25 protein-coding genes and 1 tRNA gene are annotated in these 25,843 nt (G+C 68.9%); 7 read left to right on the plus strand and 19 right to left on the minus strand.

Annotation, left to right across the window (positions count from 1 at the left end):
* Positions 1–93 precede the first annotated feature (93 nt).
* A complete protein-coding gene (locus HNQ67_RS07050) occupies positions 94–648 on the minus strand; it encodes an ActR/PrrA/RegA family redox response regulator transcription factor (protein WP_183253756.1) in 555 nt (184 codons plus the stop codon).
* Between the two features lie 70 nt (positions 649–718).
* Entirely contained in the window at positions 719–2,212 is a 1,494-nt protein-coding gene (locus tag HNQ67_RS07055; protein WP_343054844.1) for an ActS/PrrB/RegB family redox-sensitive histidine kinase, read from the minus strand.
* Positions 2,213–2,265: 53 nt separating this feature from the next.
* Here HNQ67_RS07055 and HNQ67_RS07060 point away from each other — a divergent pair, with 53 nt between their 5' ends.
* Positions 2,266–2,889, plus strand: coding sequence for an SCO family protein (locus HNQ67_RS07060; RefSeq protein WP_183253758.1), 624 nt, complete (start codon positions 2,266–2,268; stop codon positions 2,887–2,889).
* Positions 2,890–2,912: 23 nt separating this feature from the next.
* On the opposite strand, the gene HNQ67_RS07065 is transcribed toward HNQ67_RS07060, so the two are convergent.
* Positions 2,913–3,284: a DUF6768 family protein gene (locus HNQ67_RS07065; protein WP_183253760.1), complete on the minus strand. Its 372-nt coding sequence runs from the start codon at positions 3,282–3,284 to the stop codon at positions 2,913–2,915.
* Positions 3,281–3,835: an RNA polymerase sigma factor gene (locus tag HNQ67_RS07070; RefSeq protein WP_183253762.1), complete on the minus strand. Its 555-nt coding sequence runs from the start codon at positions 3,833–3,835 to the stop codon at positions 3,281–3,283. Before HNQ67_RS07070 ends, HNQ67_RS07065 begins: the two co-directional genes overlap by 4 nt.
* 188 nt (positions 3,836–4,023) lie before the next feature.
* On the opposite strand from HNQ67_RS07070, the gene HNQ67_RS07075 reads away from it, so the two are divergent.
* Positions 4,024–5,304 carry a polyhydroxyalkanoate depolymerase gene (locus HNQ67_RS07075; RefSeq protein ID WP_183253765.1) on the plus strand — a complete coding sequence of 427 codons (1,281 nt, stop codon included), beginning with the start codon at positions 4,024–4,026 and terminating at the stop codon, positions 5,302–5,304.
* The gene (locus HNQ67_RS07080) at positions 5,270–5,986 is read left to right on the plus strand and encodes a YgjP-like metallopeptidase domain-containing protein (protein WP_183253768.1); all 717 of its coding nucleotides are present in this window, start codon (positions 5,270–5,272) and stop codon (positions 5,984–5,986) included. Before HNQ67_RS07075 ends, HNQ67_RS07080 begins: the two co-directional genes overlap by 35 nt.
* 92 nt (positions 5,987–6,078) lie before the next feature.
* Here the strand turns inward: HNQ67_RS07080 and HNQ67_RS07085 are convergent, their stop codons facing one another.
* Positions 6,079–8,208: a transglycosylase domain-containing protein gene (locus HNQ67_RS07085; RefSeq protein WP_183253769.1), complete on the minus strand. Its 2,130-nt coding sequence runs from the start codon at positions 8,206–8,208 to the stop codon at positions 6,079–6,081.
* A 118-nt stretch (positions 8,209–8,326) separates the two neighbouring features.
* Positions 8,327–9,274: an alpha/beta fold hydrolase gene (locus HNQ67_RS07090; protein WP_183253771.1), complete on the minus strand. Its 948-nt coding sequence runs from the start codon at positions 9,272–9,274 to the stop codon at positions 8,327–8,329.
* Between the two features lie 123 nt (positions 9,275–9,397).
* Here HNQ67_RS07090 and HNQ67_RS07095 point away from each other — a divergent pair, with 123 nt between their 5' ends.
* On the plus strand, positions 9,398–10,519 hold the full coding sequence (locus tag HNQ67_RS07095) for an aromatic ring-hydroxylating oxygenase subunit alpha (RefSeq protein ID WP_183253773.1): 1,122 nt from the start codon (positions 9,398–9,400) through the stop codon (positions 10,517–10,519).
* A gap of 56 nt (positions 10,520–10,575) precedes the next feature.
* On the opposite strand, the gene HNQ67_RS07100 is transcribed toward HNQ67_RS07095, so the two are convergent.
* Both HNQ67_RS07100 and HNQ67_RS07105 read right to left on the minus strand, forming a co-directional pair.
* Positions 10,576–11,241, minus strand: a complete 666-nt coding sequence (locus HNQ67_RS07100) for a TetR/AcrR family transcriptional regulator (RefSeq protein ID WP_183253775.1) — start codon at positions 11,239–11,241, stop codon at positions 10,576–10,578.
* 214 nt (positions 11,242–11,455) lie between these two features.
* The gene (locus tag HNQ67_RS07105; RefSeq protein WP_183253777.1) at positions 11,456–13,279 is read right to left on the minus strand and encodes a cation:proton antiporter domain-containing protein; all 1,824 of its coding nucleotides are present in this window, start codon (positions 13,277–13,279) and stop codon (positions 11,456–11,458) included.
* Between the two features lie 153 nt (positions 13,280–13,432).
* Here HNQ67_RS07105 and HNQ67_RS07110 point away from each other — a divergent pair, with 153 nt between their 5' ends.
* Positions 13,433–15,574 (plus strand): M13 family metallopeptidase, encoded by a 2,142-nt coding sequence (locus HNQ67_RS07110; RefSeq protein ID WP_183253780.1) that lies wholly within the window; start codon positions 13,433–13,435, stop codon positions 15,572–15,574.
* A gap of 124 nt (positions 15,575–15,698) precedes the next feature.
* On the opposite strand, the gene HNQ67_RS07115 is transcribed toward HNQ67_RS07110, so the two are convergent.
* The 6 genes from HNQ67_RS07115 to HNQ67_RS07140 all read right to left on the minus strand — a co-directional run bounded on the left by HNQ67_RS07115 (position 15,699) and on the right by HNQ67_RS07140 (position 21,285).
* Positions 15,699–16,292, minus strand: a complete 594-nt coding sequence (locus HNQ67_RS07115) for a GNAT family N-acetyltransferase (protein WP_246347475.1) — start codon at positions 16,290–16,292, stop codon at positions 15,699–15,701.
* A gap of 215 nt (positions 16,293–16,507) precedes the next feature.
* Positions 16,508–18,013, minus strand: a complete 1,506-nt coding sequence (hisS, locus tag HNQ67_RS07120) for a histidine--tRNA ligase (protein WP_183253782.1) — start codon at positions 18,011–18,013, stop codon at positions 16,508–16,510.
* Between the two features lie 38 nt (positions 18,014–18,051).
* Complete coding sequence (locus tag HNQ67_RS07125) at positions 18,052–19,302, minus strand: DUF418 domain-containing protein (protein ID WP_183253784.1); 1,251 nt, start codon at positions 19,300–19,302, stop codon at positions 18,052–18,054.
* A gap of 93 nt (positions 19,303–19,395) precedes the next feature.
* The gene (locus HNQ67_RS07130; RefSeq protein WP_183253786.1) at positions 19,396–19,974 is read right to left on the minus strand and encodes a phthalate transporter; all 579 of its coding nucleotides are present in this window, start codon (positions 19,972–19,974) and stop codon (positions 19,396–19,398) included.
* Entirely contained in the window at positions 19,974–20,852 is an 879-nt protein-coding gene (locus HNQ67_RS07135) for a 3-hydroxybutyryl-CoA dehydrogenase (protein ID WP_183253788.1), read from the minus strand. Before HNQ67_RS07135 ends, HNQ67_RS07130 begins: the two co-directional genes overlap by 1 nt.
* Positions 20,853–20,979: 127 nt before the next feature.
* Positions 20,980–21,285 (minus strand): YggT family protein, encoded by a 306-nt coding sequence (locus tag HNQ67_RS07140; protein ID WP_183253790.1) that lies wholly within the window; start codon positions 21,283–21,285, stop codon positions 20,980–20,982.
* Between the two features lie 152 nt (positions 21,286–21,437).
* Between HNQ67_RS07140 and HNQ67_RS07145 the strand changes: the two genes are divergently transcribed.
* A tRNA-Ala gene (locus HNQ67_RS07145) sits at positions 21,438–21,513 on the plus strand.
* Positions 21,514–21,673: 160 nt separating this feature from the next.
* Entirely contained in the window at positions 21,674–22,138 is a 465-nt protein-coding gene (locus HNQ67_RS07150; RefSeq protein ID WP_183253794.1) for a peptidase S1, read from the plus strand.
* Positions 22,139–22,180: 42 nt separating this feature from the next.
* Here the strand turns inward: HNQ67_RS07150 and HNQ67_RS07155 are convergent, their stop codons facing one another.
* From HNQ67_RS07155 to HNQ67_RS07175, 5 genes are all read right to left on the minus strand, one after another.
* Positions 22,181–22,480, minus strand: coding sequence for an HPr family phosphocarrier protein (locus tag HNQ67_RS07155; protein WP_183253796.1), 300 nt, complete (start codon positions 22,478–22,480; stop codon positions 22,181–22,183).
* Positions 22,477–22,881 carry a PTS sugar transporter subunit IIA gene (locus HNQ67_RS07160; protein ID WP_183253798.1) on the minus strand — a complete coding sequence of 135 codons (405 nt, stop codon included), beginning with the start codon at positions 22,879–22,881 and terminating at the stop codon, positions 22,477–22,479. Before HNQ67_RS07160 ends, HNQ67_RS07155 begins: the two co-directional genes overlap by 4 nt.
* Before the next feature lie 90 nt (positions 22,882–22,971).
* Entirely contained in the window at positions 22,972–23,403 is a 432-nt protein-coding gene (locus HNQ67_RS13615; RefSeq protein WP_183253800.1) for an HPr kinase/phosphatase C-terminal domain-containing protein, read from the minus strand.
* Positions 23,400–25,046 (minus strand): stimulus-sensing domain-containing protein, encoded by a 1,647-nt coding sequence (locus tag HNQ67_RS07170; protein WP_183253802.1) that lies wholly within the window; start codon positions 25,044–25,046, stop codon positions 23,400–23,402. The genes HNQ67_RS13615 and HNQ67_RS07170 overlap by 4 nt, the downstream gene beginning before the upstream one ends.
* Positions 25,015–25,719: a two-component response regulator ChvI gene (locus tag HNQ67_RS07175; protein ID WP_183253804.1), complete on the minus strand. Its 705-nt coding sequence runs from the start codon at positions 25,717–25,719 to the stop codon at positions 25,015–25,017. The genes HNQ67_RS07170 and HNQ67_RS07175 overlap by 32 nt, the downstream gene beginning before the upstream one ends.
* Positions 25,720–25,843 lie beyond the last annotated feature (124 nt).

Here is a 25,843-nt window from a genome sequence, read left to right on the forward strand (position 1 = left end):
GCTGACATGAAGAAGGCCCCGGTGGAGACGCCGGGGCCTTTTTTCATCTGGCGGCCGCCAATCCCTACGCCCCCGGCCTGCTGCCTGCTGTCTCTACCGCGGTGCCCGCTTGGCCAGGATCCGCTGCAGTGTCCGCCGGTGCATGCCCAGCCGGCGCGCCGTCTCCGAGACGTTGTGGTCGCACAGTTCGTAGACGCGCTGGATATGCTCCCAGCGCACCCGGTCGGCGCTCATCGGATTGTCGGGCGGCTCGGGGGCCTCGCCGGTCATCAGCAGGGCCTTGACCACGTCGTCGGCGTCGGCGGGCTTCTGCAGATAGTCGACGGCCCCGGCCTTGACCGCCGCGACCGCCGTGGCGATGGCGCCGTACCCGGTCAGCATGACGATGCGGCTGTCCTCGCGGCGCTCGCGGATGGCCTCGACCACCTTCAGCCCGTTGCCGTCCTCCAGCCGCATGTCCAGCACGGCGAAGGCGGGGACCGAGGTCCGCAGCGCCTCGCGCGCCTCGGCGACCGAGGCGGCGGTGACGACCTCGAAACCCCGGCTTTCCAAGGCCCGCCCCAGCCGCGTGCGCAAGGCGTTGTCGTCGTCGAGCAGCAACAGGGTCTTGTCCTGCAGGGCGGCGATACGGTCTTCGGTCTCGGGCATCATCGTTCTCCTTGCCGTCAGGTCGGTAACGATACGGCAGAGGTCAAGGTTCAGCTTTGGAGGTGCGACATCACGACGGCCCCGCTTCCAGCGCCGGCCGCGGCCATCGCACGGCGACCCGCGCGCCCTTTGGCCGCCCCCTGCCGCCCTCTCCGACCCCGACCGAGACCTTGCCTCCGGTCCGCTCCAGCAGGGTGCGGGCGATGAAGAAGCCCAGTCCCATACCGCCCTGGCTGGGGGCGATGGCCTCGGGCGCGGGTGCGGCCTTGCCGGTCTTGCGGTCCTTGCGGCTCTTGCTCCCCGGGGCAGCGGCGGCCACCGAGGCGGCGATCTGGGCCGCAAGGGCCCGGCGCGCCTTGCCCTGCGGCCGGCTGGTCACATAGGGCTCACCCAGCCGGGGCAGGATGTCCGGCGGGATGCCCGGGCCGTCGTCGACCACCTCGATCTCGATGAAGCCGGCGTCGACGAGGGCCTGCACCCGCACGTGGCCGTTGGCGAAGTCGGCGGCGTTCTCGACCAGGGTCGACAGGCCGTGCACCACCTCGGGCAGGCGACGCACGCGCGGGGCGGCCTCGCCGGACGCGGTGCGCACCTTGACCTCGAAGACCAGATCGAAGCCCCTATGCGGCTCGACCACCTCTTCCAGCAGCGCCTTGAGTCCGACCTCGGCGAAGGCGGCCTCGCCTCCCTCGGGTTGCTGGGACAGGCGTTTGAGGATGTCGCGGCAGCGTTCGGCCTGCTGCAGGATCAGGGCGGCGTCCTCGGCCGCCGCGCCGTCCTTGGCCGACTCCCGCAGCAGTTCCCGCGCCACCACCTGGATGGTCGCCAGCGGCGTGCCCAGCTCGTGCGCCGCCGCCGCCGCCAGACCGCCCAGCGCCGCCAGCCGTTGCTCGCGCTGCAGCACGTCCTGGGTGGTGGCCAGGGCCAGTTCCAGCTTTTCGGCGTCCGCCGCCACCCGCCAGGCATAGGCCGCGGTGAAGACCACGCCGGTGATCAGCGCCAGGCCGATGCCGAAGCGATACAGCGGCGGCAGCTCCAGCTCGGTTCCCGCCTGCCACGGCAGCGGCATGGAGAAGAAGAACAGGCCGATGGTCGCCCCCAGCACCAGCAGCCCCATCAGCGCCGCCTGCCGTCCCGGCAGGGAGGCGGCGGCCACCGTCACCGGCGCGACCAGCAGCAGGCAGAACGGGTTCTGCAGCCCTCCGGTCAACGCCAGCAGCAGCGACAGTTGCAGGATGTCGAAGCCGAGATGCGCCGCCGTCAGGGCGCCGTCCGGAAATGAGCCGTCGCTGCGCCTGAGCCGGGCGGTGGCGTTGAGGTTCATCGCCACGCTGGCCCCGATCACGGCCAGACAACCCCACAGCGGCAGGTCGAAATGGAACCAGGCGGTGGCGACGACGACGGTGGCGCTCTGGCCGGCGATGGCCATCCAACGCAGGATCACCAGCGTCCTCAGCGACAGACCCCGGCTGCGGCGCGGCGCATTGCGCCAGCCGCCGAAGCGTCCGCCTGTGTCGGCGGCCTCGCCGAACTGCGACGACAGGGGGTCTTGGGTCGGGCTCACGCGTCTTCTATAGACCAGCCGCGCCCGCGTGGCGCGTCCTGCCGGGAGCCGAAATGCCGCGCCGTTCCATCCTGCTGTTCGCCGCCGCCTGCGCGGTCATCGCCGTGGCGCTGATTGCGGTGACCGTGGTTCTGGCCAGCCGCCCCGCCCCCGGTCTGCGGACGGGCGAGGTGGTCTCGACGGGCGAAGCCCGTATCGGGGGACCGTTCCAGCTGGTCGACCAGAACGCCCGGCCCGTGGACCAGACCCTGCTGGAGGGACAGTGGTCGCTGGTCTTCTTCGGCTTCACCTACTGCCCGGACTACTGCCCGACCACGCTGCAGATGCTCGATGCGACGAAACAGGCGCTGGGCGACAAGGCGGCGGATCTGCAGATCGTCTTCATTTCCATCGATCCGGAGCGCGACACGCCGCAGGCGCTGAACGACTATCTGTCCTCCGACGGCTTTCCCGAGGGCGTCATCGGCCTGACCGGCACGCCCGCGCAGGTCGACGCCGCGGCCCGGGCCTACGGCGCTCCCTATCAGAAGGTCGGGGAAGGCGAGGGCTATACGATGAACCACGGCCTGACGATCTATCTGATGGGGCCGGACGGGAAGTTCCGCAGCGCCCTCGCTCACGATCTCGGGCCCGACCGCGCCGCGGAAGTGATCGGACGTGTCATGGCGCGCGGCTAGATTCGCGCCACGACCCGCCGACGTCAGCCCTTGCGGGCCACCGCGATCTGGAGCTCGAGCCGCTTCAGCTCGCGCATCATCCGGTTGGCCTGCACGACGGGCACCAGGGCCATCTTCATCACCAGCGATCCGAGGATCAACACGGAGGCTGGCAGCCCCCAATGCAGGGCCGACAGGGGGGTGTCAGCCTGGAAGAAGCGCCATGCCGCCCAGGCGCCGAAGAAGAAGGCCGCGGTCTGCGCCACCATAAGGACGACGTTGGCCCAGCCGGCCCGCCCGTCGAACACGCCCAGGGCCTGTCCGAAGAAGCCCGGCTCACGCGCGGTTTCGCGGAACAGGGCCTGTTCCTCGCCCTGAAGGGCTTCCTCGATCATCCGGTCGATATCGGTTGTCATCTCGCATCTCCTTCCAGCACCGCGCGCAGTTTGCGGCGGGCATGCATCAGGCGGGTCTTTACCGTGCCCGCCGGCACGTGCAGGGCGATCGCGACCTCCGCGACCTCCATATCCTCGAGATAGAACAGGCCGATCGCGGCCCTCTGCTCCGGCGGCAGGTCGGCGAGCGCGGCCCGCAGCCGCGTCATCGCCGGGGCGTCGCTGTGTTCCGGCTCCGCGAAGGCCTCGACCGGTTCCGCCGCCGCCGCCGCCTTCAGGATCCGGTCCCGTTGCAGGCGACCAATCCGCCGGGCGCACCGCCGCGACACGATCTGGCAGGCCCAGGCGGGGAAGGCGCGTTCGTCGCGAAGCCGCCCGACCCCGCGCACGATTTCGATCCAGCCCTCCTGTGCAGCCTCGCGGGCCAGGTCGACGTCGCCGGTCAGCCGCCAGGCATGGGCGATAAGCTTGCCCTGCCAGCGCCGCGCCAGCAGCTCGAACGCCTTGCGGTCCCCGGTGCGCGCGGCCGCCACCAGATACTCGTCAAGGAGCTGCTCTTTGGTCCTGACCATGCCGCCCACGTCCCTCCTTGAAGGAAAGGTGCCGACATCTCGCGATCCGGTTCAATCAAATCGTGCCGGGGTCCCGGAGCGCCGAAGACCGCGTACCTACGACAATGTGATCAGCGATAATCTTTTTGCAGTGCGGCGCGTTCTATGCTGCCCTGCCATATACCGGCGGGGGCCGTTTCAGGACACGCATGCTGTATTCGCTTCACGAGCTCGCCTATCACTCGGCGACGCCGTTCCGGATCGGGGCCCAGATGGCCCGTCAGTTCTGGAGTTCTCCGTTCAACCCGGCCGCCGATACCGCCCTGGCGCGCACCGCCTGGGCCTCGGCCGAGCTGTTCGAGAGCGTCACCCGGCGCTACGGCAAGCCGGCCTGGGGGCTGGAAACCGTCACCGTCGCCGACCGCCCGGTGCGCACCACCGAACAGGTTGTCTGGTCTTCGCCATGGTGCCGACTGGTGCGGTTCGCCCGCCACGTCGGCGACCTCAAGCGGGCGGGCAAGCCGACTGCGGCCCCGGCGGTGCTCATCGTCGCCCCGCTGTCGGGCCATTACGCCACCCTGCTGCGCGGCACGGTCGAGGCCTTCCTCCAGGACCACGACGTCTATGTCACCGACTGGGTCAACGCCCGTCAGGTGCCGATGCTGGAGGGGCGGTTCGACTTCTTCGACTACATCGACCACGTCCGGACCATGCTGGGGGTCATCGGGCCGCGCGCCCATGTCGTCGGCGTCTGCCAGCCGGGGCCGCCGGTTCTGGCCGCCTGCGCCCTGATGGCCGAGGACGAGGACCCCAATCGGCCCGCCTCGATGACCTTCATGGGCTCGCCGATCGACGCCCGCCTGTCGCCGACGGCGACCAACCAGCTGGCCGAGGAAAAGCCATTCACCTGGTTCAGCTCGAACATGATCCACACCGTGCCGTGGCCCTATCCGGGCTTCGGACGGCGGGTCTATCCGGGCTTCGTGCAGCTCTACAGCTTCATGTCGATGAACGAGGAACGGCACGTCGACGCCCACCAGGAATATTTCCAGCATCTGGTCAACGGCGACGGCGACGGGGCCCAGAAGCACGAGGAATTCTACAACGAATACCTCTCGGTGCTGGACCTGACCGAGGAGTTCTATCTCCAGACCATCGACATCGTGTTCCAGCAGCACCTGCTGCCGCGCGGTCTGCTCGAGCATCGCGGGCGCAAGGTCGATCTGACGAAGATCGCCGACATCGGCCTGATGACCGTCGAGGGGGCGAAAGACGACATCTCCGGTGTCGGCCAGACCCAGGCGGCGCACGGCCTGTGTTCGGGTCTGCCCGACGACCGGCGCACGCTCTATGTCCATCCGGAGGTCGGCCACTACGGCGTCTTCAACGGCCGCCGCTTCCGCGACGACATCTATCCGCGGGTGCGCGACTTCATCGCGAGGAACGAGGCGATCTGTGCAGTACCGGAACGGCCAGCGGCTGCCGCCTGACGCCGTCGGCGTTCCGGCCCGGCTGTCGGTCAATCCGCGCGCCCGGCGTCTGTCGATCCGCATCGACGGCCGCGCCGGCGAGGCCGTGCTGGTCGCGCCGTCCGAGCGCGGCCTGGCCCAGGCTGTGGCCTTCGCCCGCACCAAGGCCGACTGGATGCGCCAGCGGCTGGCGGAACGACCTGACAGCGCGCCGCTGGAGCCCGGCGCCGTGGTGCCCCTCTACGGCCGCCCGACCCGGCTGGTCTCGACCGGCGGGGCCGGGGCGGCCCGGCTGATCGACGGTCCAGACGGTCCCTTCATCCAGTCCGGCGGCGAGGGGGAAGCTTTCTCGCGACGGGTCCAGAACCTGTTCCGGCGGTTGGCCCGGCAGGTCCTGCTCGAGCGGACGGAGCAGCATCTGCGAACCCTCGGCCAGCGCCCGGTCACCGTGTCCATCGCCGACACGCGGTCGCGCTGGGGCTCATGCAGCCCGCACAACCGGACCATCCGCTATAGCTGGCGGGTGATCATGGCCCCGCCGGCCGTGGCCGATTATCTGGCCGCCCACGAGGTGGCGCATCTGGTCCACGCCGACCACAGCCCGGCCTACTGGTCGGTGGTTCAGCGGCTGGTCGGCGACCACCGGCCCTTTCGAAAATGGCTGCGCGACAACGGCCCGGCCCTGCATGCGGTGGGTCGGTAGCCCCGGTTGTCCCCGGTGTCTCGCAATTCCTGCCCGGGTGTCCTGTTTTTCCTCCCCGCGGCGTATCGCTTTTCCTCCATGACCTTCGGCCGTCAGAAGAACAGCGGCTCGGCCTTCTTCTCCAGCGGCGGGGCCGGCTCGGGGCGCGGGGCCGGCGGGTCGCGCTGGGGCTGGGGTTGGGTCGGACGCAGGACCGGCGCCTCGTTGCGCTCGGGCGCGGTCGGGCGCTGACGCGGCGGCTCCAGCAGGCTCTCGTCCAGCGGCTCGACAGCGCCGTCTCCGGGCGGATTGTCGCCGAACAGGTCGCCGATCTGGCCGATCAGGCTTTCGACCGGGTTGGGTGGGCGCCAGCCCTCCGGCATGGCCGGCCCGTCCGGGATCGACGGCGCGTTCAGACGCGGCAGGGCCGCCTGCATGAAGGCTTTCCAGATGGCGGCCGGCGAGGAGCCGCCGGTGACGCCGCGCATCGGGCTGTTGTCGTCCTTGCCAACCCAGACGGCGGTGACGAAGCCGCCGGTGTAGCCGACGAACCAGGCGTCCTTGTAGTCCGAGGTGGTGCCGGTCTTGCCCGCCGTGTCGCGGCCCGGGATCGCCGCCGAGCGGCCGGTCCCCGAGGTCATCACCCCACGCAGCATCTGGTTTTGGTAGTAGAGAAACGGATTGGAGATCGCCTGCACCGGTCCGGCTTCGCGGCTGGCGCGCTGGTAGATGACCCGGCCCTGCGGGGTGCGGATACGGCTGATGCCATAGGCCTGGACGCGCTTGCCGCCGTTGGCGAAGGCGTCATAGGCCTGGGCCATCTCTAGCGGCGATACCTCGACGGCGCCCAGCGCCATGGCCGGCTCCAGCCCGATCCGCGAACTGATGCCGAGGCGGCGCGCGGTGCGGGCCACATTGTCGCGGCCGATCTGGTCGGCCATGCCGGCCGCCACCGTATTGGTCGACTGGGCCACGGCGTTGGCGAGCGTCATCTCGCCGGCGAAGCTGCCGGAATAGTTTCGGGGCGACCAGTTGCCGATGCGGATCGGCGCGTCGTTGACCCGGGTCTGGGGCGTGTAGCCGCTTTCCAGCGCGGTCAGATAGACGAACGGCTTCCACGCCGAACCGGCCTGGCGGCGGGCGTCGACGGCCCGGTTGAACTGGCTGTCGGTATAGGAGGCGCCGCCGATCATGGCCCGCACCCGGCCCTCGCCGTCGAGGGCGACCAGCGCCGCCTGCTCGACGCCTTTGGAGCCATCCCGTTCGAGGATGCGCCGCACCGCCCGCTCGGCCGAGGTCTGAAGGGTCAGGTCCAGCGTCGTCTCGACGATCATGTCCTCGGTCGGCTCGCCGACCAGTTCCCGGATCTGCTTGTCGAGCCAGTCGACGAAATACTGAGCGTGCTGGCTGGCCAGCGTCCGCGACACCCGGACGGGCTCGGTCACGGCCTGGGTCCGCTGCTCGGAGGTGATCACGCCGGCATCGACCATTTCGTTGAGGACGACGGTGGCCCGCGCGGCCGCCCGCTCGCTCTCGGACACCGGCGAATAGCGCGACGGAGCCTTGAGCAACCCGGCCAGCAGGGCCGCCTCGCCGACAGTCAGGTCCTTGGCGCCCTTGTCGAAATAGCGCTGCGAGGCCGCCTCGATGCCATAGGCTCCCGCCCCGAAATAGACCCGGTTCAGATAGAGGGCGAGGATCTCCTCCTTGGAGAATTTCATCTCCAGCCACACGGCCAGCATCAGCTCCTGGACCTTGCGCTTCACATTCTGGTCCGGAGACAGGAACAGATTCTTGGCCAGCTGCTGGGTCAGGGTCGACCCGCCCTGGACCACCCGCCCGGCGCGCATGTTGGCGGCCATGGCCCGGCTCATGCCGATCGGGTCGAAGCCCGGGTGGTGATAGAAGCGCCGGTCTTCGATGGCGATGAAAGCCGCCGGGACATAGTCGGGCAGGGCCTCGAGATCGGCGGGCGGGGCCTGCTGGGTGCCGCGCACCGCGATCAGGGCGCCGTTGCGGTCCAGATAGGTGATCGAGGGCTGGCGGTCGATATTATAGAGGGTCGAGGTGTCGGGCAGGTCGCGCGCGAAGACGGCGAAGAAGACCACCAGGAAGATGATCGCCCAGACGGCCACCACCGATCCCCAGTAGATCAGCCGCTGCGCGGGCGTGCGGCTCGGCTTCGGCTGGCCGTCGCCACCACCGCCGCCGCCCCGCCTGAAGCTGAAGCCGGAACCCGCCATCGAAACCTCATCCTGTCCGGCACCGGTCTTAGCGGTTCGCCGGACGCACGCAAACGCCCCTCACGTCGTCACGCGACCGTGAGGGACGTTTCCGCCGAAACCATGGCTCCGGGCGGCCCTATTCTAAAAACGCGTTCACCTCGGCGGCGAAGACGGCCGGCTGGTCAAGCATGATGAAGTGGGCGCTGTCGTCGATCCGCTTCAGTTCCGCGCCCGGCAGGTTGGCGAACGAGCCGCGATAGATGCCGTCCGTCATCCCGGGGGTCATGCCGGGAAAATCGAAGGCGACATAGAGAACTTCCGTCGGAGCTGTGATGCGGCCCAGCTCGGGCCGCAGATCGGTGACGATCAGCTCGCGATAGGCCGAGGCCGACACCTGCCGGTCGCTGCGCCGAGTGTCCTCCAGCGGACCGGAGCGGGCCGATTCCGTCTTGATCATGCTGGTCACGGTCGCCTCGGCCTGTTGCCGATAGGCGTCCTCGGGCCCCTGCGACATGGCGGCGTAGATCTGGTCCGCCATCGGCGCGACGCTTTCCGCCGTCGGGTTCGTGCCCGGCGCGCCGAACATGGCGCCCATGAACGGGACCATGTCGACGACCATCAGCCTGCCGACGGTGTCCGGATGGCGCGCGGCGAGCATCATGCCGATCGTGCCGCCCATCGAGTGGCCGATCACCGCCGGCTTCTCCAGCCCCTGCTCGCGGATATAGCGGGCGAGGTCCTCGGCCACGGGCGCGGAGACCGGCCCTTCCGCATTGTCCTCGGCCGGGGCTCCGGCGAAGCCCTGGACGTGGATGCGGTGGAGCCGGTAGCGGCCCTTCAGCTCGTCCGTCAGCTGATCCCAGACATGGGGCGAGGACGACAGGCCGGGGATCAGGATGACGTCGCCGACCGGGTGCTCGGGCCCGTCGATGCGGACGTGAAAGCGGCCGGACTCGAAGTCGGCGTGCGCGTGGCCGTGGCCCGCCTGTGCGGCGGCGGGAGCGTGCGCGCCGTGGCTCTCCTGCGCGAGGGCGGGCGTGGCGAGGGCGGCGGCGGCCAGAAGGTTCATCAGGGCGGTCTTCATCGGTGCGATCTTTCCATCAGTACACCCGCCGATTATCCAATCGACTTTAGAATGTAAAGTACTTTCTGCGCCGCGCGACGGACCGGCTGGCGGCGATGGCCGCCGCCGTCCTAGAATGATGCCATGACCTCGACCGAGACCCTAGCCGACACCGCTCCCGCCGCAAGCCGGGGCGCACCCGCCGCCGTCTTCGGCAAGGGCTTCGTGCAGGATAGCTGGTATTTCGTCGCCCTGTCGCGGGATGTGGCGCCGGCCTCGCTGAAGCGCCATGAACTGCTCGGCGAGCCGGTGTTGATCGGCCGCACCCGGGCCGGGCAGGTCTACGCCATGCGCGACATCTGCCCGCACCGCGCCGCGCCCCTGTCGGCCGGGCGGTTGGTCGAGAAGCCCGGCGAGGGCGAGACCATCGAGTGCTGCTACCACGGCTGGCGCTTCCGCCCCGATGGCGTCTGCGCCGCCATCCCCTCGCTGGTCGAGGACCAGGCCTATGAGCCGGAGCGCATCCGGGTGCGGTCATACCCGGTGCGCGAGAGCCAGGGGATGGTCTTCGTCTGGGTCGCTTCTGACCCGCGCAACCCGATAGAGCCCGACCATGGGCCGCCCGTATTCCCCGGCGTCGTTGGCGGCGAGGCCAGACTGGTCGAGGCGATGGACTTCGAGGCCCACATCGATCACGCCGTGGTCGGGCTGATGGACCCCGCTCACGGCCCCTATGTGCATCAGCAATGGTGGTGGCGTTCCGAGCATTCGATGCACGAGAAGGCCAAGGCCTTCGAGCCGCGCGAGCTGGGCTTTGCCATGGTCCGCCATGCCCCGTCGTCGAACAGCCGGGCCTACAAACTCCTCGGCGGCGCTCCGGCGACCGAGATCAGCTTCCGCCTGCCCGGCTATCGCTGGGAGCATATCCAGGTGGGAAAGAAGCAGGTGCTGGCCCTGACCTGCCTGACTCCCCGCTCGGACGACAGGACGACGATCACCCAGATCTTCTGGTCCGATCACTGGGTGTTCGGCCTCGCCAGGCCCTTCCTGCGCATGGGCGTCGTCGCCTTCCTGAAACAGGACGGCGGCATGGTGAACCTGCAGAACGAGGGGCTGCGCTACGACCCGGCCCTGATCTGGATCGACGACGCCGACCGACAGGCGAAATGGTACCAGCAGCTCAAGCGGGAGTGGGGCAGGAGCCGCGCCGAGGGGCGGGCGTTCCAGAACCCGATCAAACCGGCGACGCTGAGGTGGAAAAGCTGAAGGCCGCGGCGGGCGCCGCGGCCTTCGACTCTAATTCGAGTTCGGGATGGCGTGATCTACTGCCGGCTGAGCGCGCCGGCGAGAATCACGTCGACCTGCTTGCCCATGCGCTCGGACAGCTGGGCGGTGGTCCAGCCGTCGTAGGCGGCGCGGCGGTAGTTGGACAGGAAGGCGTCGTAGATCAGTTCGGACAGCAGCCGCACATCGGCGTCCTGGCGCAGTTCGCCCTCGCCCAGCCCGGCCTGCAGCGTGTCGGTGACGACCGAGAGGATCGGCTTGATGGCGGCGCGGGTGCGCATCTCGGCGGCGACGGGCTGGAACCACGAACGGGCGATCACCGCCTGGACCAGCGGCAGTTGCTCCAGCGAGGCGTGGTAGCCGGCGGCGAGCGCGGCCAGAAGCCGACCCCGCATCGAGCCTTCCGAGGCGGCGGCGGCCTTCATGGTCTCCGCCAGCTTGACCATGTCGGTCGACAGCACGGCTTCGAACAGTTCCGCCTTGTCCTGGAAGTTGGCGAACACCGCACCGGTCGACATGCCCGCGCCCTTGGCGATGTCCCGAATGGTGGCCGGCTCATAGCCCCGCTCCGCGAAGAGCTGGCGGGCGGCGTCCAGAACCTTCTGGCGCGTTCGCACCTTGGCGGCCTGGCGGCGATTCAGCCGCGGGGTTTCGGTCTCGGACGTGGATTCGGAGGGGGCGGGGGACAGGGCGATATCTCGCATGAAACGGGTACTCGACTGGACGGCGGAGGGTATCCGCCGATCGAAAAACTGACCGCCGAAGCGATGGGGAGGAAGCGGAACGCTAGGCCGTATCCGCAGGGCGTCGTCGTCTGATGCCGGTTGGGCAATCATCACGCAACGATGACCAAAATGGGGTGCGGAGATTAACGGGGCAATGACCTCAGCGGTTAACGCCGCGACATTCTGACCCTGTTCAGGGCCGCGCGGCGGTGCGCAGGGCGCGCGCCTTGCGCGGTCGGGCGTCGCGGTCCGGCATGGCGTCCTGGAAGAGTGTACGGAAGCGGTCGCGGCGCTCGTGGATCGAGGCCAGCACCAGCCCCATCGGCACGCCCAGATCGACCAGGGTGTTTTCCGCCAACTGCAGCGCCGCCTCGGTGGTCTCGGGCACTGCGTCGGTGACGCCCAGCTGGTACAGGCGTACGGCGTGACGGTCGTCCCGGGCACGGGCGATCAGGATCAGGTCCGGCCGCAGCGCCCGCGCCGTGCGCACCACCTCGTCCACCTTGCCCGGCGAGTCCATGGTCACGACGACGGCCCGCGCCGTGTCCACGCCGCACAGCTGCAGCATCTCCGCCCTCCCGGCGTCACCGTAGAAGACATTCGACCCCTCGGCCCGGCCCTTGGCCACGGTCGAGGCGTTGGAATCGAGCGCCAGATAAGACTGGCCGTGCTCGCTCAGCATCTCACCAACCAGCCGGCCGACCCGGCCGTAGCCGACGACCAGCACCTGGTTCTCCGCCCCGACCGGCTCGAGCGCCTCCTGCGGAAGGTCAGGCGCGGCCGGGGCCTCGCGCGTCAGCCACCCGGCCAGCGCGGCCATGGCCGGGATGGTGAAGATGCTGATGGTGGCCGCGACCAGCACCGTGCCGGTGAAGGCGGGCGAGGCGATGCCCTCGACCAGGCCCGCCCCGAGGATGACGAAGGCGAACTCTCCTGCCGGCCCGAGCACCAGGGCGGTTTCGATGGCCGCCTTGCGCTTGATCCCCCACAGCCGGGCGGCGCCGAAAATCATACCGATCTTGATGGCGGTCAGAGCCGCGGCGAGGCCGAACACCCACGCCGGATTGGCCGCGACGGCGTCGAGGTCCAGGCCGATGCCGACGCCGACGAAAAACACCCCCAGCAGCAGTCCCTTGAACGGCTCGATCGACAGCTCGACCTCGCGCCGGAACTCGGTCTCGGCCAACAGCAGGCCGGCGATCAGGGCGCCGAGGCTCATCGACAGGCCCGCCGCCTGCGCCGCCAGACCGGCGCCGACCACAACCAGCAGGCTGGCCGCAACGAACATCTCCTGACCCTGGCCCCGAGCCTTTGCCCGGGCCACCGAACGGAACATCGGCCGGAGCACCAGCCGTCCGAGACCGACCAGCAGGGCCAGACCGATCGCCGCCGGCACCAACGTCAGCAGGGCCGCGCCCAGCGTGCCGGGCGCCAGATCGCCGCCGCTCTGGGCCAGCGCCGCCAGCACCGTCACCGTGATCAGGATGGGGGCGACGGCAAGGTCCTGGGCCAGCAGGATCGAGAAGGTGGCTCGCCCCGAGGCGGTCTGCACCCGTCCGCTCTCGGCCAGGACGGGCATGACCACGGCGGTTGAGGACAGCGACAGCCCCATGCCCAGCACGGCCGCCGAGACCAGGGTCTGGCCCAGCATCATGAACAGGGCGGCCAGCACCACGGTGCAGGCGGCCACCTGGGTCAGGCCGAGCCCGAACACCAGCCGCCGCATCGACTTGAGCCGGCCCCACGACAGCTCCAGCCCGATCATGAACAGCAGGAAGGCGACGCCCAGTTCGGACAAGGAGCGGATCTGCCCGGCGTCGGAAATGGTCAGCCACGCCAGCCATGGCGCGGTGTCGGCGAAGCGCGCCAGGCCGTCCGGGCCGAGCAGCACCCCGGCGGCGAGAAAGCCGAGTATGGGGCTGATCTTCAGACGGTTGAACAGCGGCACCATGACGCCCGCCGCGGCCAGGAAGACCACCAGATCCTTGTATTCGCCGCCGCCGCCGTGTCCCGTCATCCGTCCTCCACACGGTTCAGCCTACAGGCTGAAACGCCGTCGTGCCCGGGAATCCTTTGCATCATGACAAAAAATTCAGGCGACAGGCCGGCCTCCCGGCGTAGGGTCGCCGCCGACCTTCCGGAAAGCGAAGTCAAGTCGAGGGAAACCCACATGAAGAAGCTGCTTATCGGGGCCGCCGTCGGCGCCCTGCTCCTGCCCGCCGCGCCCGCGCTGGCCCAGCATTTCGCGAATGATGGTCACGACCACGCCTGCGTCGACGAGGGCTGCACGGTCTTCGAACTGTTCTCGACCCAGGAAGCCGGCGCCACGGTCCAGGGTTACCAGGGCATCGAGACGCCGAAATACGGAACCTGGGGCGTAGACCTCGCCGGCCGCGACGCCTCTGTCCGTCCCGGAGACAGCTTCATGCGCCACGCCAACGGCACGGCGCTGGACGAGATGCAAATTCCGTCAGACCGCACCAGCTACGGCTCTTTCGCCCTGCTCCGCGAACTGTCCGATAACCGGGTCAAGGCCATGATCGAGGGCCTCACCGCCCGCACGGATCTGGCGGCCGGCTCGGACGAACAGAAGATCGCGGACGCCTACCGCTCCTACATGGATGAGGCCCGCATCGAGGCGCTGGACGCCAAGCCGCTGCAGCCCTACCTCGCCGCCATCCGCGCCGCCGACACCCATGACGCCATGGCGATCTACATGGGCGAGACCCAGGGCCGGGTCGGGGCCACCATCTTCGGCACCGGCATCACGATCGATCAGAAGCACCCGACCCGTTACGTCGTCTCGACCGGCCAGTCGGGCATCGGCCTGCCTAACCGGGACTACTATCTCGACGCCCGCTGGGCCGAGAAGAAGGTGCTGTATCAGGCCTACGTGGCCCGCATGCTGGAAATGATCGGCTGGGATAATCCGGCCGCCGCCGCCGAGGCCATCGTCGCCTTCGAGACCCGCATCGCCGAGGCGCACTGGACGCCGATCCAGAACCGAAATCGCGACGAGACCTACAACGAATACACCATCACCCAACTGGCGGCCGAGGCGCCCGGCTTCGCCTGGCAGGACTACTATAACGCGGTCGGGGTCGGCGACGTGCCCCGGCTGGTTGTCCGTCAGGACACCGCCATGCCCCTGATCGCGGCCATCTACGCCGAGACGCCGATGGAGGTGATCCAGGCCTGGCAGGCGTTCCACACCACCGACGACGCCGCCGGTCTGCTGTCGCGCCGCTTCTCCGATGCCCAGTGGGAGTTCCGCTCGCGCGACCTTCAGGGCCAGCCCGAGCAGCGCAGCCGCGACAAGCGCGGCATCAGCTTCGCCGAAGGCATGCTCGGCGAGGCGGTCGGCCGACGGTATGTCGCCGAATATTTCCCGCCCGAGTATCGGGCCCAGATGGAGGAACTGGTCGCCAACCTGCGCATCGCCCTGGGCAACCGCATCCCCGACTACACCTGGATGAGCGACGCCACCAAGGCGGCGGCCCTCGAGAAGCTGAGCAAATTCACGGTCAAGATCGGCTATCCGGACAAGTGGCGCGATTATTCCGCGCTCCAGATCCAGCCGGGTGACCTGTTCGGCAATGCGGAACGCGCCGGCCAGTTTCAGTGGAACTATCAGCTCAACCGCCTGAACGATCCGGTCGATAAGGACGAATGGGGCATGACCCCGCAGACCGTGAACGCCTACTACAACTCGGCCAACAACGAGATCGTCTTCCCGGCCGCCATCCTGCAGCCGCCGTTCTTCGATCCGAACGGCGACGCGGCGGTGAACTACGGCGCCATCGGCGGGGTCATCGGCCACGAGATCGGCCACGGCTTCGACGACCAGGGCTCCAAGTCCGACGGCGATGGCGTGCTGCGCAACTGGTGGACGCCCGAGGACAAGGCCAGCTTCGACGCGCTGACCGCCCGCTTGGGGGCCCAGTACGACACCTACGAGCCCCTCCCGGGCTTCTTCCTCCAGGGCGGCCTGACCATGGGGGAGAACATTGGGGACGCCGCCGGGGTGGCCGTCGGGCTCGAGGCCTATCACCTGTCGCTGAACGGCCAGCCCGCGCCGGTGCTGGACGGCGTCACCGGGGACCAGCGCTTCTTCTACGGCTGGGCCCAGGTTTGGAGGACGAAGTATCGCGACGACGCCCTGCGCCAGCAGGTCACCGTCGGCCCGCACTCGCCGGCCGAATTCCGCGTCATCGGCCCTGTGCGCAACGTCGACGCCTGGTACGAGGCCTTCGACGTCAAGCCCGGCGACAAATACTACCTGGCCCCGGAAGACCGGGTCCGCATCTGGTAGGGCGTTTCACCGACTGAACGACGAAGGGGCCGGAGCGGCGACGCTCCGGCCCTTTTTCGTGACCCGCAGGGCGAGAGCGGACGCGCCGGACGACGGTCAGGGGGTGGAGACCGGACCCTGACCTTCAGGTGGCTTCGAAAGCGGCGTGGTAGGTCACTTCGCCAGCGGCGAGTTCACCAGCTAATAGCAGCGACTGAAAATACCCAGCCGGAACATCCCCATAGCGAAGGGCGTGGTCGCTGCTGAACCCGAAGCGACCATAATAGTCGGGATCCCCAAGGACGACGCATCCCTGAGCACCACGCCTCGCCAACTTGTCCAAGCCCTGCTTGATCAGCGCCGAACCGACTCCGCCCCGTTGCAAGCCCGGTGAGACCGAGACCGGGCCGAGGCCAGACCATCCGATGTCCCTGCCGTCGATCAGCACAGGCGAGAAGCCGACATGGCCGATGATCGATCCCTGAAGTTCGGCAACAAGAGACAGTGTTAGCGCGTCGGCGGCCCTCAAGGCGTCAACGATAGCGGCCTCGGTCCGGCTGCTGTGCTCAACTCCGACGAAGGCGGCGTCGGTCAGAGTCCTGATGGAAGGGATGTCTTCGGGCTTTTCCGGTCTGACAATCATCCGGTTGGTTTCGCGCACCCATCCCGGTGCGGCAACCGCCAGTGTCCGTAACGGCGCTTCGCGGCCGCCGAGCCGTTGCGCGGCGACAGCGTGCAAACGCCGGGCACGAAAAAGCCCGCCGCGGGGGATACATCGCGGCGGGCTTCTTTCGCTCTCTACGGAGCGGACGTTTCCTCCCCGAAACGCCTCCGAAAGGCCGCGGCGTCGGAACGCCACGGCTTTCGAGTGGCGGCAGAATGACGACATTCCGGCGGTCAAGTCAATGAAGTGTCAGCCGAAACGCCCGGTTTTCATTCCTTATCAATGATAACTCACGCATCCGTGCGCGGAGCGTCCACGATCCGGCGGACGGTGGCCACGAGGTCGGTCCGGGGCACGACCACCTGGCCGGGACGCTCCGCCTTCCAGGCCTCGTTGTCGGCGATCCCGGCCGCCAGCGCCCGCCCGGCGTCGAGGTCCTTGACCGTGACCTGACCCGCCGCGATCTCGTCGCCGCCGAGGATCACCGCCGCCGGGGCGCCGCGACGGTCGGCGTATTTCATCTGCGCCTTCATGCCCGCGCGCCCGAGATAGAGTTCGGCGGCGACGCCGGCGTTGCGCAGCTCGGCCACCGCGTCGAGATAGTGCTGCATGTCGGCCTCGGAGAAGGCGATCACCACCACCGGCCCGCGCACCGCGTCCGCCGCGCCGCGCCCGGCCGCGCGCAGGGCCGAGGCCAGCCGCGACACCCCGAACGAAAAGCCCGTCGCCGGCAGCCGCTCGCCGGTGAAGCGCGCCACCAGATCGTCATAGCGCCCGCCGCCGCCGATCGAGCCGAAGCGCACCGCCCGCCCCTTGTCGTCGGTGGTTTCGAGCAGCAGCTCGGCTTCGAACACCGCGCCGGTGTAATACTCCAGACCGCGCACGATGGTCGGGTCGAAACGCACGGCCGACTGATCAACCTTCATGGCGTTCAGGGCCGCGTCGATGGCGGCCAGCTCGGCCAGCGCCGCCTCGCCGACCGCGCCGATGTTCCCCGACCGGGCGACGGCGTCGAGGGTCTCGGCCCGCGACAGGTCGGGGCTGTTGGCCGAGGCGAGGAAGCCCTCGATGGCGCCGATCACCTTGGAGGGCAGCTGCGCGCCCTTGGTGTAGTCGCCCGACTCGTCCAGCCGGCCTTCGCCCAGCAGGGCGGCGACGCCCTCCCAGCCCAGCCGGTCGTATTTGTCGATGGCGCGCAGAGCGGTCAGCTTCTGGCCCGCGTCCTCGACGCCCCCCGTCTCGAACAGGCCGTCGAACAGCTTGCGGTTTGACACCCGGACCACGGCCAGGTCCGGCGCCAGTCCGGCCGCCTGCAGGCCCTCGCAGGCCATGGCGATGATCTCGGCGTCGGCCTCGGGCCGGTCCGAGCCGACGGTGTCGGCGTCGCACTGCACGAATTCGCGGAAGCGGCCCGGGCCCGGTTTCTCGTTGCGCCACACCGGTCCGAAGGCATAGCGGCGGAACGGCTTGGGCAGGGTCTCCCAGTTCTGGGCCGCGAACCGGGCCAACGGCGCGGTCAGGTCGTAGCGCAGCGCCATCCACTCGCCATTGCCCTCGTCGTCCGGGTCGTCCTGAAGGGCGAAGACGCCCTCGTTGGGCCGGTCGGCGTCAGGCAGGAATTTGCCGAGGGCGTCGGCGTATTCGAAGGCGCCGGTGTCCAGCGGTTCGAAGCCCCAGCGCTCGTAGACGGCGGACACGCGCGTCACCAGCCGCCGCTCGGCGATCAGGTCGCGGCCGCGGCGGTCGGCGAAACCCCGGGGGGCGCGGGCTTCAGGTCGGATCGGAGCGTCGGTCATGCCGGGCGATTAAGCCATCGCCCGGCATGGAGCAACGATCAGGCGGCGGCCGCTCTGCGGATCGGCACCATCCGCCCGTAGGTCAGGCAGCGCCACAGCCATTCCAGCGGGCCCATCTGGAACACCGACAGCCACAGCGGCGACCAGATCAACTGGGCGATCCAGACGGCGCCGACCACCTGCCACATCTCGACCGGCGAATGGGTTCCAAACCACATCAGGCCCCAGGGCGCATAGTAGAGGGTCACCATGATCAGCGTCTGGGTCAGGTAGTTGGTGAAGGCCATGCGGCCGACCGGGACGAAGATTCGGGTCAAAGGCTTCAACCCGAACCGCACCATCAGGATCAGCAGGGTGGCGTAGAACAGGGTGATCAACGGGGCCATGCCGCCCGCCGCGTCAGCCAGTCCGCCCGTCGGATCGGCGCCTTCGCCCGCCATGGCCTCCTGCCAGCCCCAGACGGCGAACAGGACCAGGTTGGCGCCGCCGGCCAGCAGAACGAGAAGATAGGTCCACATCGGCGCCTTGCCCGACAGATAGCCGGACTTGAACAGCCCCAGTCCGAGCATCATCAGCGGCACGGTGATGGGGATCAGGAAGGGGCTGATCATCAGCTGGAACAGGGCCCAGTGCTTGAGGTTCTCGATCAGTCCGGCGGGCCAGCCGGAGCGATAGAGCTCCACGGTGGCCGCGATCGATTCCGGCGTCGCCGTCGGGCGTCCGGCCGCCATCTGCTCCGCGAACTCCGGCGGCAGATTGCCCATCGCCCAGTATCCGAGGGTCGCGACCACGCCCCACAGCAGGGTGATCAGCCCGCCCACCCAGAGCAGCCGCCTGGCCGACCACGACCGCATCAGCATGAGCAGCAGGCCGCAGTAGGCATAGTGCAGCAGGATGTCGCCGTACCACAGCAGGGCGCCGTGGAGCGCGCCGAACAGGCCCAGCCACAGCAGGCGGCGGACCAGCACCTTGCCGCGGACCTCATCGGAGCGCTCGCCGCCTACGAGGAAGACCGAAACCCCGAACAGCATGGTGAACAGGGTGCGCATCTTGTCGGAGAAGAAGACGTCGGTGACCCAGAGGCCGATCACGTCGGCGCGGCTGAGATCGCCCGGAGGCGGCGCTTCGGCCATCATCAGTTCGACGGGCCAGGCGAAGGCCATGGCGTTGACCGCGAGGATGCCGAGAATGGCCCAGCCCCGCAGCATGTCGAGATTGTGGATCCGGTCCTTTTCGCGGACAGGGCCCACGGCCCCGGGCGCCACGGCGGTCGTCGTCTCGGCGGTCATGTCGGCCTTCCCCCCCCAGTGCAGACAAGGAAACTTTACACCGACAGGGCGCGATTGAAACTAAATTTCCCGTAACCTCGATCCGCCGGGGGTTCAGTCCGGATCGCGCTCGCCCATCAGGCCGAGGCGGTCGCGCACCTCCGGTTGGGGCCGGAAGGCGATGTAGGCGGCGCACAGGCCGGCCCAAAGGGCGTAGCTGACGCCGACCAGCACGGCGACCGACAGGCCCCCGACGCCATAGATCAGCAGGGAGGTCTCGCTGCCGCCCACCGCCTCGCCCACATTGGACGCGTTGAGCCACTGCAGCACCGACTGGACGAGGGCGAACAGCGCGCCCAGCGCCGTGGCCAGCAGGCCGCCGTAGAACATGAACCGCCAGATCACGCCCAACCGGGTCGACGGCCGGCTGGTCCGCCGCCGTTCCTTGTCCAGCAGCCACAGGCCGCCGGGTACGGCCAGCAGGCCGATCAACAACACCAGCAGACGCCAGTCCATCTCCAGCCCCGGGATCCAGTTTCGCGGCGGCCAGATCGGCAAAGTGAGGATCAGCGGCGGCCACAGGGCGCCTGCGATCGCCGCCAGCACGATGGCGTGCGGTTCGCGCCGCCACGTCACCCGGGTCTGGCCGGGGAAGTCCTCGGGCCGCTCGAGCGGCGGAAGTTTCGGGCGCATCATCGGGTCGGCGCCGGCGTGTCGCCGGAATAGTCGTAGAAGCCGCGCCCGGACTTGCGCCCCAGCCAGCCGGCCTCGACGTATTTCACGAGCAGAGGGCAGGGGCGGTATTTGCTATCGGCCAGGCCCTCGTAGAGCACGTTCATGATGGCCAGCACCACGTCCAGGCCCATGAAGTCGGCCAGCTCCAGCGGCCCCATCGGGTGGTTGGCGCCCAGCTTCAGCGCCTTGTCGATCGAGGCCACGTTCCCCACGCCCTCGTACAGGGTGTAGATCGCCTCGTTGATCATCGGCACCAGAATGCGGTTGACGATGAAGGCGGGGAAGTCCTCGGCGTTGGTCGTGGTCTTGCCGAGGCTTTCGGCGAAGGTCACGGCGGTGTCGTAGGTCTCGGCCGAGGTGGCGATGCCGCGGATGATCTCGACCAGCTTCATGACCGGGGCCGGCTTCATGAAATGAAGGCCGATGAAGCGCTCGGGCCGGTCCGTCGCCGAGGCCAGCCGGGTGATGGAGATCGACGAGGTGTTGGACGCCAGAAGGGTTCTCGGGCCCAGATGCGGAAGCAGGTCGGCGAGGATGGCCTTCTTGACCGCCTCGTCCTCGACCGCCGCCTCGATGACCAGATCGGCCTTGGCCGCCTCTGCCAGAGACTTCGCCGGCCGGATCCGGGCCAGGGCGGCGTCGGCCTCGGCCTGGCTCATCGCGCCGCGCGCCACCTGACGGGCCAGGCTGGCCGCGATGACCCCCTGGGCCTGCGGGATGCGTTCCGGGATGGCGTCGTGGAGCAGGACGTCATAGCCGCCCCCCGCGACGGCCTGGGCGATGCCGCCCCCCATCTGGCCGGCGCCGACAATGGCGACTGATCGGATCGTGGTCATGAAGTCCGGTGGTCTGGCAGGCGCTCGGCCCGATCGGAGCGGCACCCTAGACGGCCTGCGGATGGGTGCAAGCGCCCGCCGTCCGCCGTCGCTTCGGTGGGGTCTCCCTGTCGCCCGCTGGTCACGCCTAACCCAGCACCTGAATCAGGAAGGGAGCGCTCATCCGGTTGAACAGTATGCCGAGGAAGTGAAGCGTCAGGATGGCCACGATCGGCGAGATGTCCAGTCCGCCCAGCGGCGGAATGATCTTGCGGAACGGCGCCAGGATCGGCCCCGTCAGCGCGTCGAGGAGCATGGCGATCTGGTTCACGAACCGGTTGCGGTGGTTGATGACGTCGAAGGCGAACAGCCAGCTCATGATGGCTGAAATGATGATCGCCCACGTCATGAGACTGAGGACGGTGTTGACCAGCCAGACGATGGCGTAACCCATGGACGATATGCTCCCGCGATGCCGTCCGCTTCTAGCGCGTCGATCCGCCCTGTCCAAGGATTCGCGCGGGCCTCGCGACGATCGGCGCCGAACACCGTTGACACCACCGGCCCGCCGCTCGTATGTCGCGCCCTCGCCCGAAACCCGGAAACGGGGCCGTAGCTCAGTTGGTAGAGCGCGTCGTTCGCAATGACGAGGTCAGGGGTTCGACTCCCCTCGGCTCCACCATCCTGCTTCGCGCGGCGCGCCATGCAGGGGGGCGAGACCACCGCTGAAGCGGTCGAGCGACCCACGAAACCTGACAACAATGTTCGTCCAACTTGACGACGCCGTTCGAAAGGCGTCGAGTCCGGCCGGGCTGATCCACAGATTGTCGGGGACTGAACACATGAAAATGCTCATCAACGCGCTGGCGCTCACCATTCTGGCCGCGCCGGGCGTCGCCGCCGCCCAGAACGCCGGCATGACCGCCAACTACGGCGAAATCCGCCTGAGCGCCGGGTTCACGCCGGATCCGCATCGGGTCAATCTGACCGCCGGCGGCTCGATCGACGCCTATACGGACACCAATCTGCCGGCGTCCTGCGTCGGGGACATCTCCAATGCGCCGGATTACGAGGTGACCTACAGCGCCGGATCTCTGCCGCTGGTGTTCCGCACCCGCTCGTCGACAGACACCACCCTGATCATCAACGGCCCGGACGGCCGGTGGTATTGCGATGACGACAGCTGGGGTGACGGCGACGCCGAGGTGCGCTTCAACAAGCCGTCGAGCGGGACCTACGACATCTGGATCGGCACCTTCAACGGGGGCACCGCCGCGGCGACCCTGCTGATCACCGAGACGCCGTAACGTCCGGGCGGTGACGCGCGCGACCGCCTGCGGTCGTTCTCGCTACTGGTCCTCGTCGAAACGGCGGGCGACCAGATCGGCCAGCGCCGCCACCGCCGCCTCGGCCTCGGGGCCCTCGGCGGCGATCTCGATGCCGCAGCCGTTGCCGGCGCCCAGCATCAGCAGTCCCATGATCGACAGGGCGTTGACCGTGACACCATCGCGGGTGACGTGGATCTCGGCGTCGAACGTCGTGGCCAACTTGACGAATTTGGCGCTGGCGCGGGCGTGCAGGCCCCGCGTGTTGCAGATGTTGGCGGTCGCCGCCGCCCGCCCGGCTGAGGCGCTCGCCGCGTCGCTCATTTCTCGCCCTGCAGCACCCAGCTGGCGACCGAGATGTATTTTCGCCCGGCGTCCTGGGCGTGGGCGACGCAGGCCTGCAGCGGCTCGCGGGCGCGCACGCTGGCCAGTTTGATCAGCATCGGCAGGTTCAGGCCGGCGATGACCTCGGCGCAGGTCTCCTCCATCACCGAAATGGCCAGGTTGGACGGCGTGCCGCCGAACATGTCGGTCAGCAGGATGACGCCGTCGCCGTCGTCGACCGCCCGGGCGGCGTCAACGATGTCGCGACGGCGGCGCTCCATGTCGTCCTCGGGCCCGATGCAGATCGCGGCGACGCCCCGCTGCGGGCCGACGACGTGCTCCATGGCCGACAGGAATTCCGAGGCCAGTCCCCCGTGGGTGACAATCACCAGGCCGATCATGAAGGCTTCACCAAGACTCGCGCCCCCGCGTCTCCGACCGTCCGCTGGACCGGCCGCAAGCCGCGCGGAATAGCCCAAACGGACGGCGGGTTAAAGCCGGGCGAGCGCCGCCGCGACCTTTTCGACCGCCGAGGCCTCGAATCCGTTCAGGCGCAGCAACTGCAGGGACACCCCGTCGAAGGTCCGGGACTCGGCCTCCGGCAGGCGCTCGACCTTCCCGTCGGTCAGCTCCACCGTCAACGACAGCCGGGTCAGACCGCGGGCGCAGGCCGTCAGCACCCCGACCCCCCGCGCCTCCATCCGGCCGGCGATGGTCTCCGGCGCGATGGCGTACAGGGCTCCGCCGGACGCCACGACATGGGCGTAGTCGTCGGCGACCAGCCTCCAGCCGCGTCCCGTCAGACGCAGCGCCAGGTCGCTCTTGCCTGCACCCGGGGCGCCGGTGATCAGCACCCCGCGCCAGCCGGCGGCGGTGGTCCAGCACGCCGCCACCGTCCCGTGGAGAGGCTGCTGCGCGCTCACGGCCGCCGTCCGGCCGTCGCGGCGGGCAGGGCGACCTCGAAGCGCGCGCCGGCGACCTCCCCGTCCGCTCCCAGCCGGTTCTCGGCCCAGACCCGTCCGCCGTGCGCCTCGACGATCTGACGGACGATCGACAGACCCAGCCCGGAATTGGTCCCGAAGGCCGTGCCCCGGGGCCGCGAGGTATAGAAGCGTTCGAACACCGTCTCGAGGTTCTCGGGCGGGATGCCGGGCCCGTCGTCGTCGACGCGCACCCGCACCGGCTGGTCGGGATCGATGTCGTCCCGCGACAGGCTGACCCGCACCTCGCCCCCGGCGGCGCTGAACGAACGGGCGTTGTCGATCAGGTTGCGGAATACCTGCCCGAGCGGACCGTCGCGGCCGCGGATCATGGCGTGTCGGGCGCCCGAATCCTCGAAGGTCACATGGACGCCGCCGTCGGGCCGGACTGCAGCCTCGTAGACCCCGACGATCTCGCTCAGCAGCACGGTCAGATCGATCGAGCGCGGCCGGTCGCGGTTCAATTCGGCGTCCAGCCGCGAGGCGTTGGAGATGTCGGTGATCAGCCGGTCCAGCCGCCGCACGTCCTGTTGCAGCAGATTGGTCAGTTTCTCGCGCTGGGCGTCGGTCTTCACCAGCGGCAGGGTCTCCAGCGCCGAGCGGATCGAGGTCAGCGGGTTCTTGATCTCGTGGGCCACGTCGGCGGCGAACCGCTCGATGGCGTCCATCCGGTCCGACAACGTCTCGGTCATGGTCTCCAGCGACCGGGCCAGGTCGCCGATCTCGTCCCTGCGGTGATCGAGGTCGGGCAGGGAGATGGCCCGGGCGCGCTGGAGACGGACCGCGTCCGCCGCCGCCGACAATCGCATCACCGGCCGTGCCACGAACAGGTGCAGCAACAGGGAGGACAGCAGCGACACGAACAGCGCCACCAGGGCGAAGGGCATCAGGGCCAGCCGCTGCGCCGCCAGCGTCTCGTCGACATCGCCGGCCTCCAGCGTCAGCACGCCCAGCACCTGTTCGACGTGGCGCACGGGGATCGACACCGACACCACCCGGTCGCCGCCCTCGGACATGCGCAAGGTCGCCGACGACTGGCCCTCCAGCGCGGTTTCGACCTCCTCCGCCAGGGCGCGCCGGGCCTGTTCAAGCTCGCGGGCGTCGCGGGCCTCCTCGGCGGCGTCAAGGACCGGAGGGGGGCTGCCGGCAGGCAGGGCCGGCGGCAGGGGCTCACCCGGTATCGCTTCGGTCACCTGGTAGCTGTCGGCCACCAGAATGCCGTCCACATCGAACAGGCGGGCCCGCTGGCCCTCGGGGATGAAGTTGTCGCGCAGCCAGCGGCTGGCCTCCAGATAGTTGAGCTCCGGCGTCGGCTCGCCCCGGGTGACGCCGAGCCGCTCGTCGCCCAGCACCTGGACCAGCAGTTCGGCCTGCGCCGCCAGCGTCTCCTGTCGGGCCTCGATCAGCCCGCGACTCCACTCGTTCAGCACCAGGGCGCCGCCGAACAGGATCAGCAGGCTGAGCAGGTTGAGAGCGAGGATGAAGCCGCCCAGCCGCGATCCGCCGAACCGCTGCGGGCGGCGCGGCCGGTCGTCGTCCGCCGGATCGTCCGGCTCAGCTCTCGCGGTATCGATAGCCGACGCCATACAGGGTCTCGATCGCGTCGAACTCGGGATCGACCACCCGGAACTTCTTGCGCATCCGCTTGACGTGGCTGTCGATGGTGCGGTCGTCGACATAGACCTGATCGTCGTAGGCGGCGTCCATCAGGTTGTCGCGACTCTTCACGAAGCCGGGTCGCTGGGCCAGCGCCTGCAGCAGCAGGAACTCGGTCACGGTCAGCTTCACCGCCTTGCCGTCCCAGGTGCATTCGTGCCGTGCGGGATCCATCGACAGCTTGCCGCGCTTGATGGCCCGGGTCGATCCGTCGCCCGCGGGTTCCGGCTCGCCGCCGTCGGCCCCGGTGCGCCGAAGCAGGGCCTTGACCCGCTCGATCAGCAGCCGCTGGCTGAAGGGTTTGTGGATGTAGTCGTCGGCGCCGAGGTTGAAGCCGAGGATCTCGTCGATCTCCTCGTCCTTGGAGGTCAGCATGATGACCGGGATCTGGCTGGTCTGGCGCAGGCGGCGCAGCACCTCCATCCCGTCCATCCGGGGCATCTTCACGTCGAGGATCGCCAGATCCGGCGGCGTGGTTTCCAGCGCCTCCAGCCCGGCGGCGCCGTCGTGGAAGGCCGTGATCTTGTGACCATGGCTTTCCAGCGCCAGCGACACGGACGCCACGATGTTTTCGTCGTCGTCGACCAGGGTGATGTTCGCCAAGGCGGTCTCCTTGCAGGCTTGCCGTTCCCGCACTCAACGCGCGGCAAGCGTAACCGTTCTAGATCAACTGGGTGAGATTACGGCGATAAAATGGGCCGCCGCACCTGAATGCGCAATGAAACCC

This window comes from Brevundimonas basaltis, assembly GCF_014202075.1.
Taxonomy (GTDB): Bacteria; Pseudomonadota; Alphaproteobacteria; order Caulobacterales; family Caulobacteraceae; genus Brevundimonas; species Brevundimonas basaltis.

Excerpts from the sequence above, each read along its gene's own strand:
- HNQ67_RS07125 (WP_183253784.1), bottom strand. The coding sequence starts at position 19,302 with ATGACCGCCGAGACGACGACCGCCGTGGCGCCCGGGGCCGTGGGCCCT.
- HNQ67_RS07090 (WP_183253771.1), bottom strand. The coding sequence starts at position 9,274 with ATGAAGACCGCCCTGATGAACCTTCTGGCCGCCGCCGCCCTCGCCACG.
- HNQ67_RS07065 (WP_183253760.1), bottom strand. The coding sequence starts at position 3,284 with ATGACAACCGATATCGACCGGATGATCGAGGAAGCCCTTCAGGGCGAG.
- HNQ67_RS07160 (WP_183253798.1), bottom strand. The coding sequence starts at position 22,881 with ATGATCGGCCTGGTGATTGTCACCCACGGGGGACTGGCCTCGGAATTC.
- HNQ67_RS07135 (WP_183253788.1), bottom strand. The coding sequence starts at position 20,852 with ATGACCACGATCCGATCAGTCGCCATTGTCGGCGCCGGCCAGATGGGG.
- HNQ67_RS07140 (WP_183253790.1), bottom strand. The coding sequence starts at position 21,285 with ATGGGTTACGCCATCGTCTGGCTGGTCAACACCGTCCTCAGTCTCATG.
- HNQ67_RS07130 (WP_183253786.1), bottom strand. The coding sequence starts at position 19,974 with ATGCGCCCGAAACTTCCGCCGCTCGAGCGGCCCGAGGACTTCCCCGGC.
- HNQ67_RS07170 (WP_183253802.1), bottom strand. The coding sequence starts at position 25,046 with ATGGCGTCGGCTATCGATACCGCGAGAGCTGAGCCGGACGATCCGGCG.
- hisS (WP_183253782.1), bottom strand. The coding sequence starts at position 18,013 with ATGACCGACGCTCCGATCCGACCTGAAGCCCGCGCCCCCCGGGGTTTC.
- HNQ67_RS07150 (WP_183253794.1), top strand. The coding sequence starts at position 21,674 with ATGAAAATGCTCATCAACGCGCTGGCGCTCACCATTCTGGCCGCGCCG.
- HNQ67_RS07070 (WP_183253762.1), bottom strand. The coding sequence starts at position 3,835 with ATGGTCAGGACCAAAGAGCAGCTCCTTGACGAGTATCTGGTGGCGGCC.
- HNQ67_RS07105 (WP_183253777.1), bottom strand. The coding sequence starts at position 13,279 with ATGACGGGACACGGCGGCGGCGGCGAATACAAGGATCTGGTGGTCTTC.
- HNQ67_RS07155 (WP_183253796.1), bottom strand. The coding sequence starts at position 22,480 with ATGAGCGACGCGGCGAGCGCCTCAGCCGGGCGGGCGGCGGCGACCGCC.
- HNQ67_RS07100 (WP_183253775.1), bottom strand. The coding sequence starts at position 11,241 with ATGCGAGATATCGCCCTGTCCCCCGCCCCCTCCGAATCCACGTCCGAG.
- HNQ67_RS07095 (WP_183253773.1), top strand. The coding sequence starts at position 9,398 with ATGACCTCGACCGAGACCCTAGCCGACACCGCTCCCGCCGCAAGCCGG.
- HNQ67_RS07050 (WP_183253756.1), bottom strand. The coding sequence starts at position 648 with ATGCCCGAGACCGAAGACCGTATCGCCGCCCTGCAGGACAAGACCCTG.
- HNQ67_RS07075 (WP_183253765.1), top strand. The coding sequence starts at position 4,024 with ATGCTGTATTCGCTTCACGAGCTCGCCTATCACTCGGCGACGCCGTTC.
- HNQ67_RS07060 (WP_183253758.1), top strand. The coding sequence starts at position 2,266 with ATGCCGCGCCGTTCCATCCTGCTGTTCGCCGCCGCCTGCGCGGTCATC.
- HNQ67_RS07085 (WP_183253769.1), bottom strand. The coding sequence starts at position 8,208 with ATGGCGGGTTCCGGCTTCAGCTTCAGGCGGGGCGGCGGCGGTGGTGGC.
- HNQ67_RS07110 (WP_183253780.1), top strand. The coding sequence starts at position 13,433 with ATGAAGAAGCTGCTTATCGGGGCCGCCGTCGGCGCCCTGCTCCTGCCC.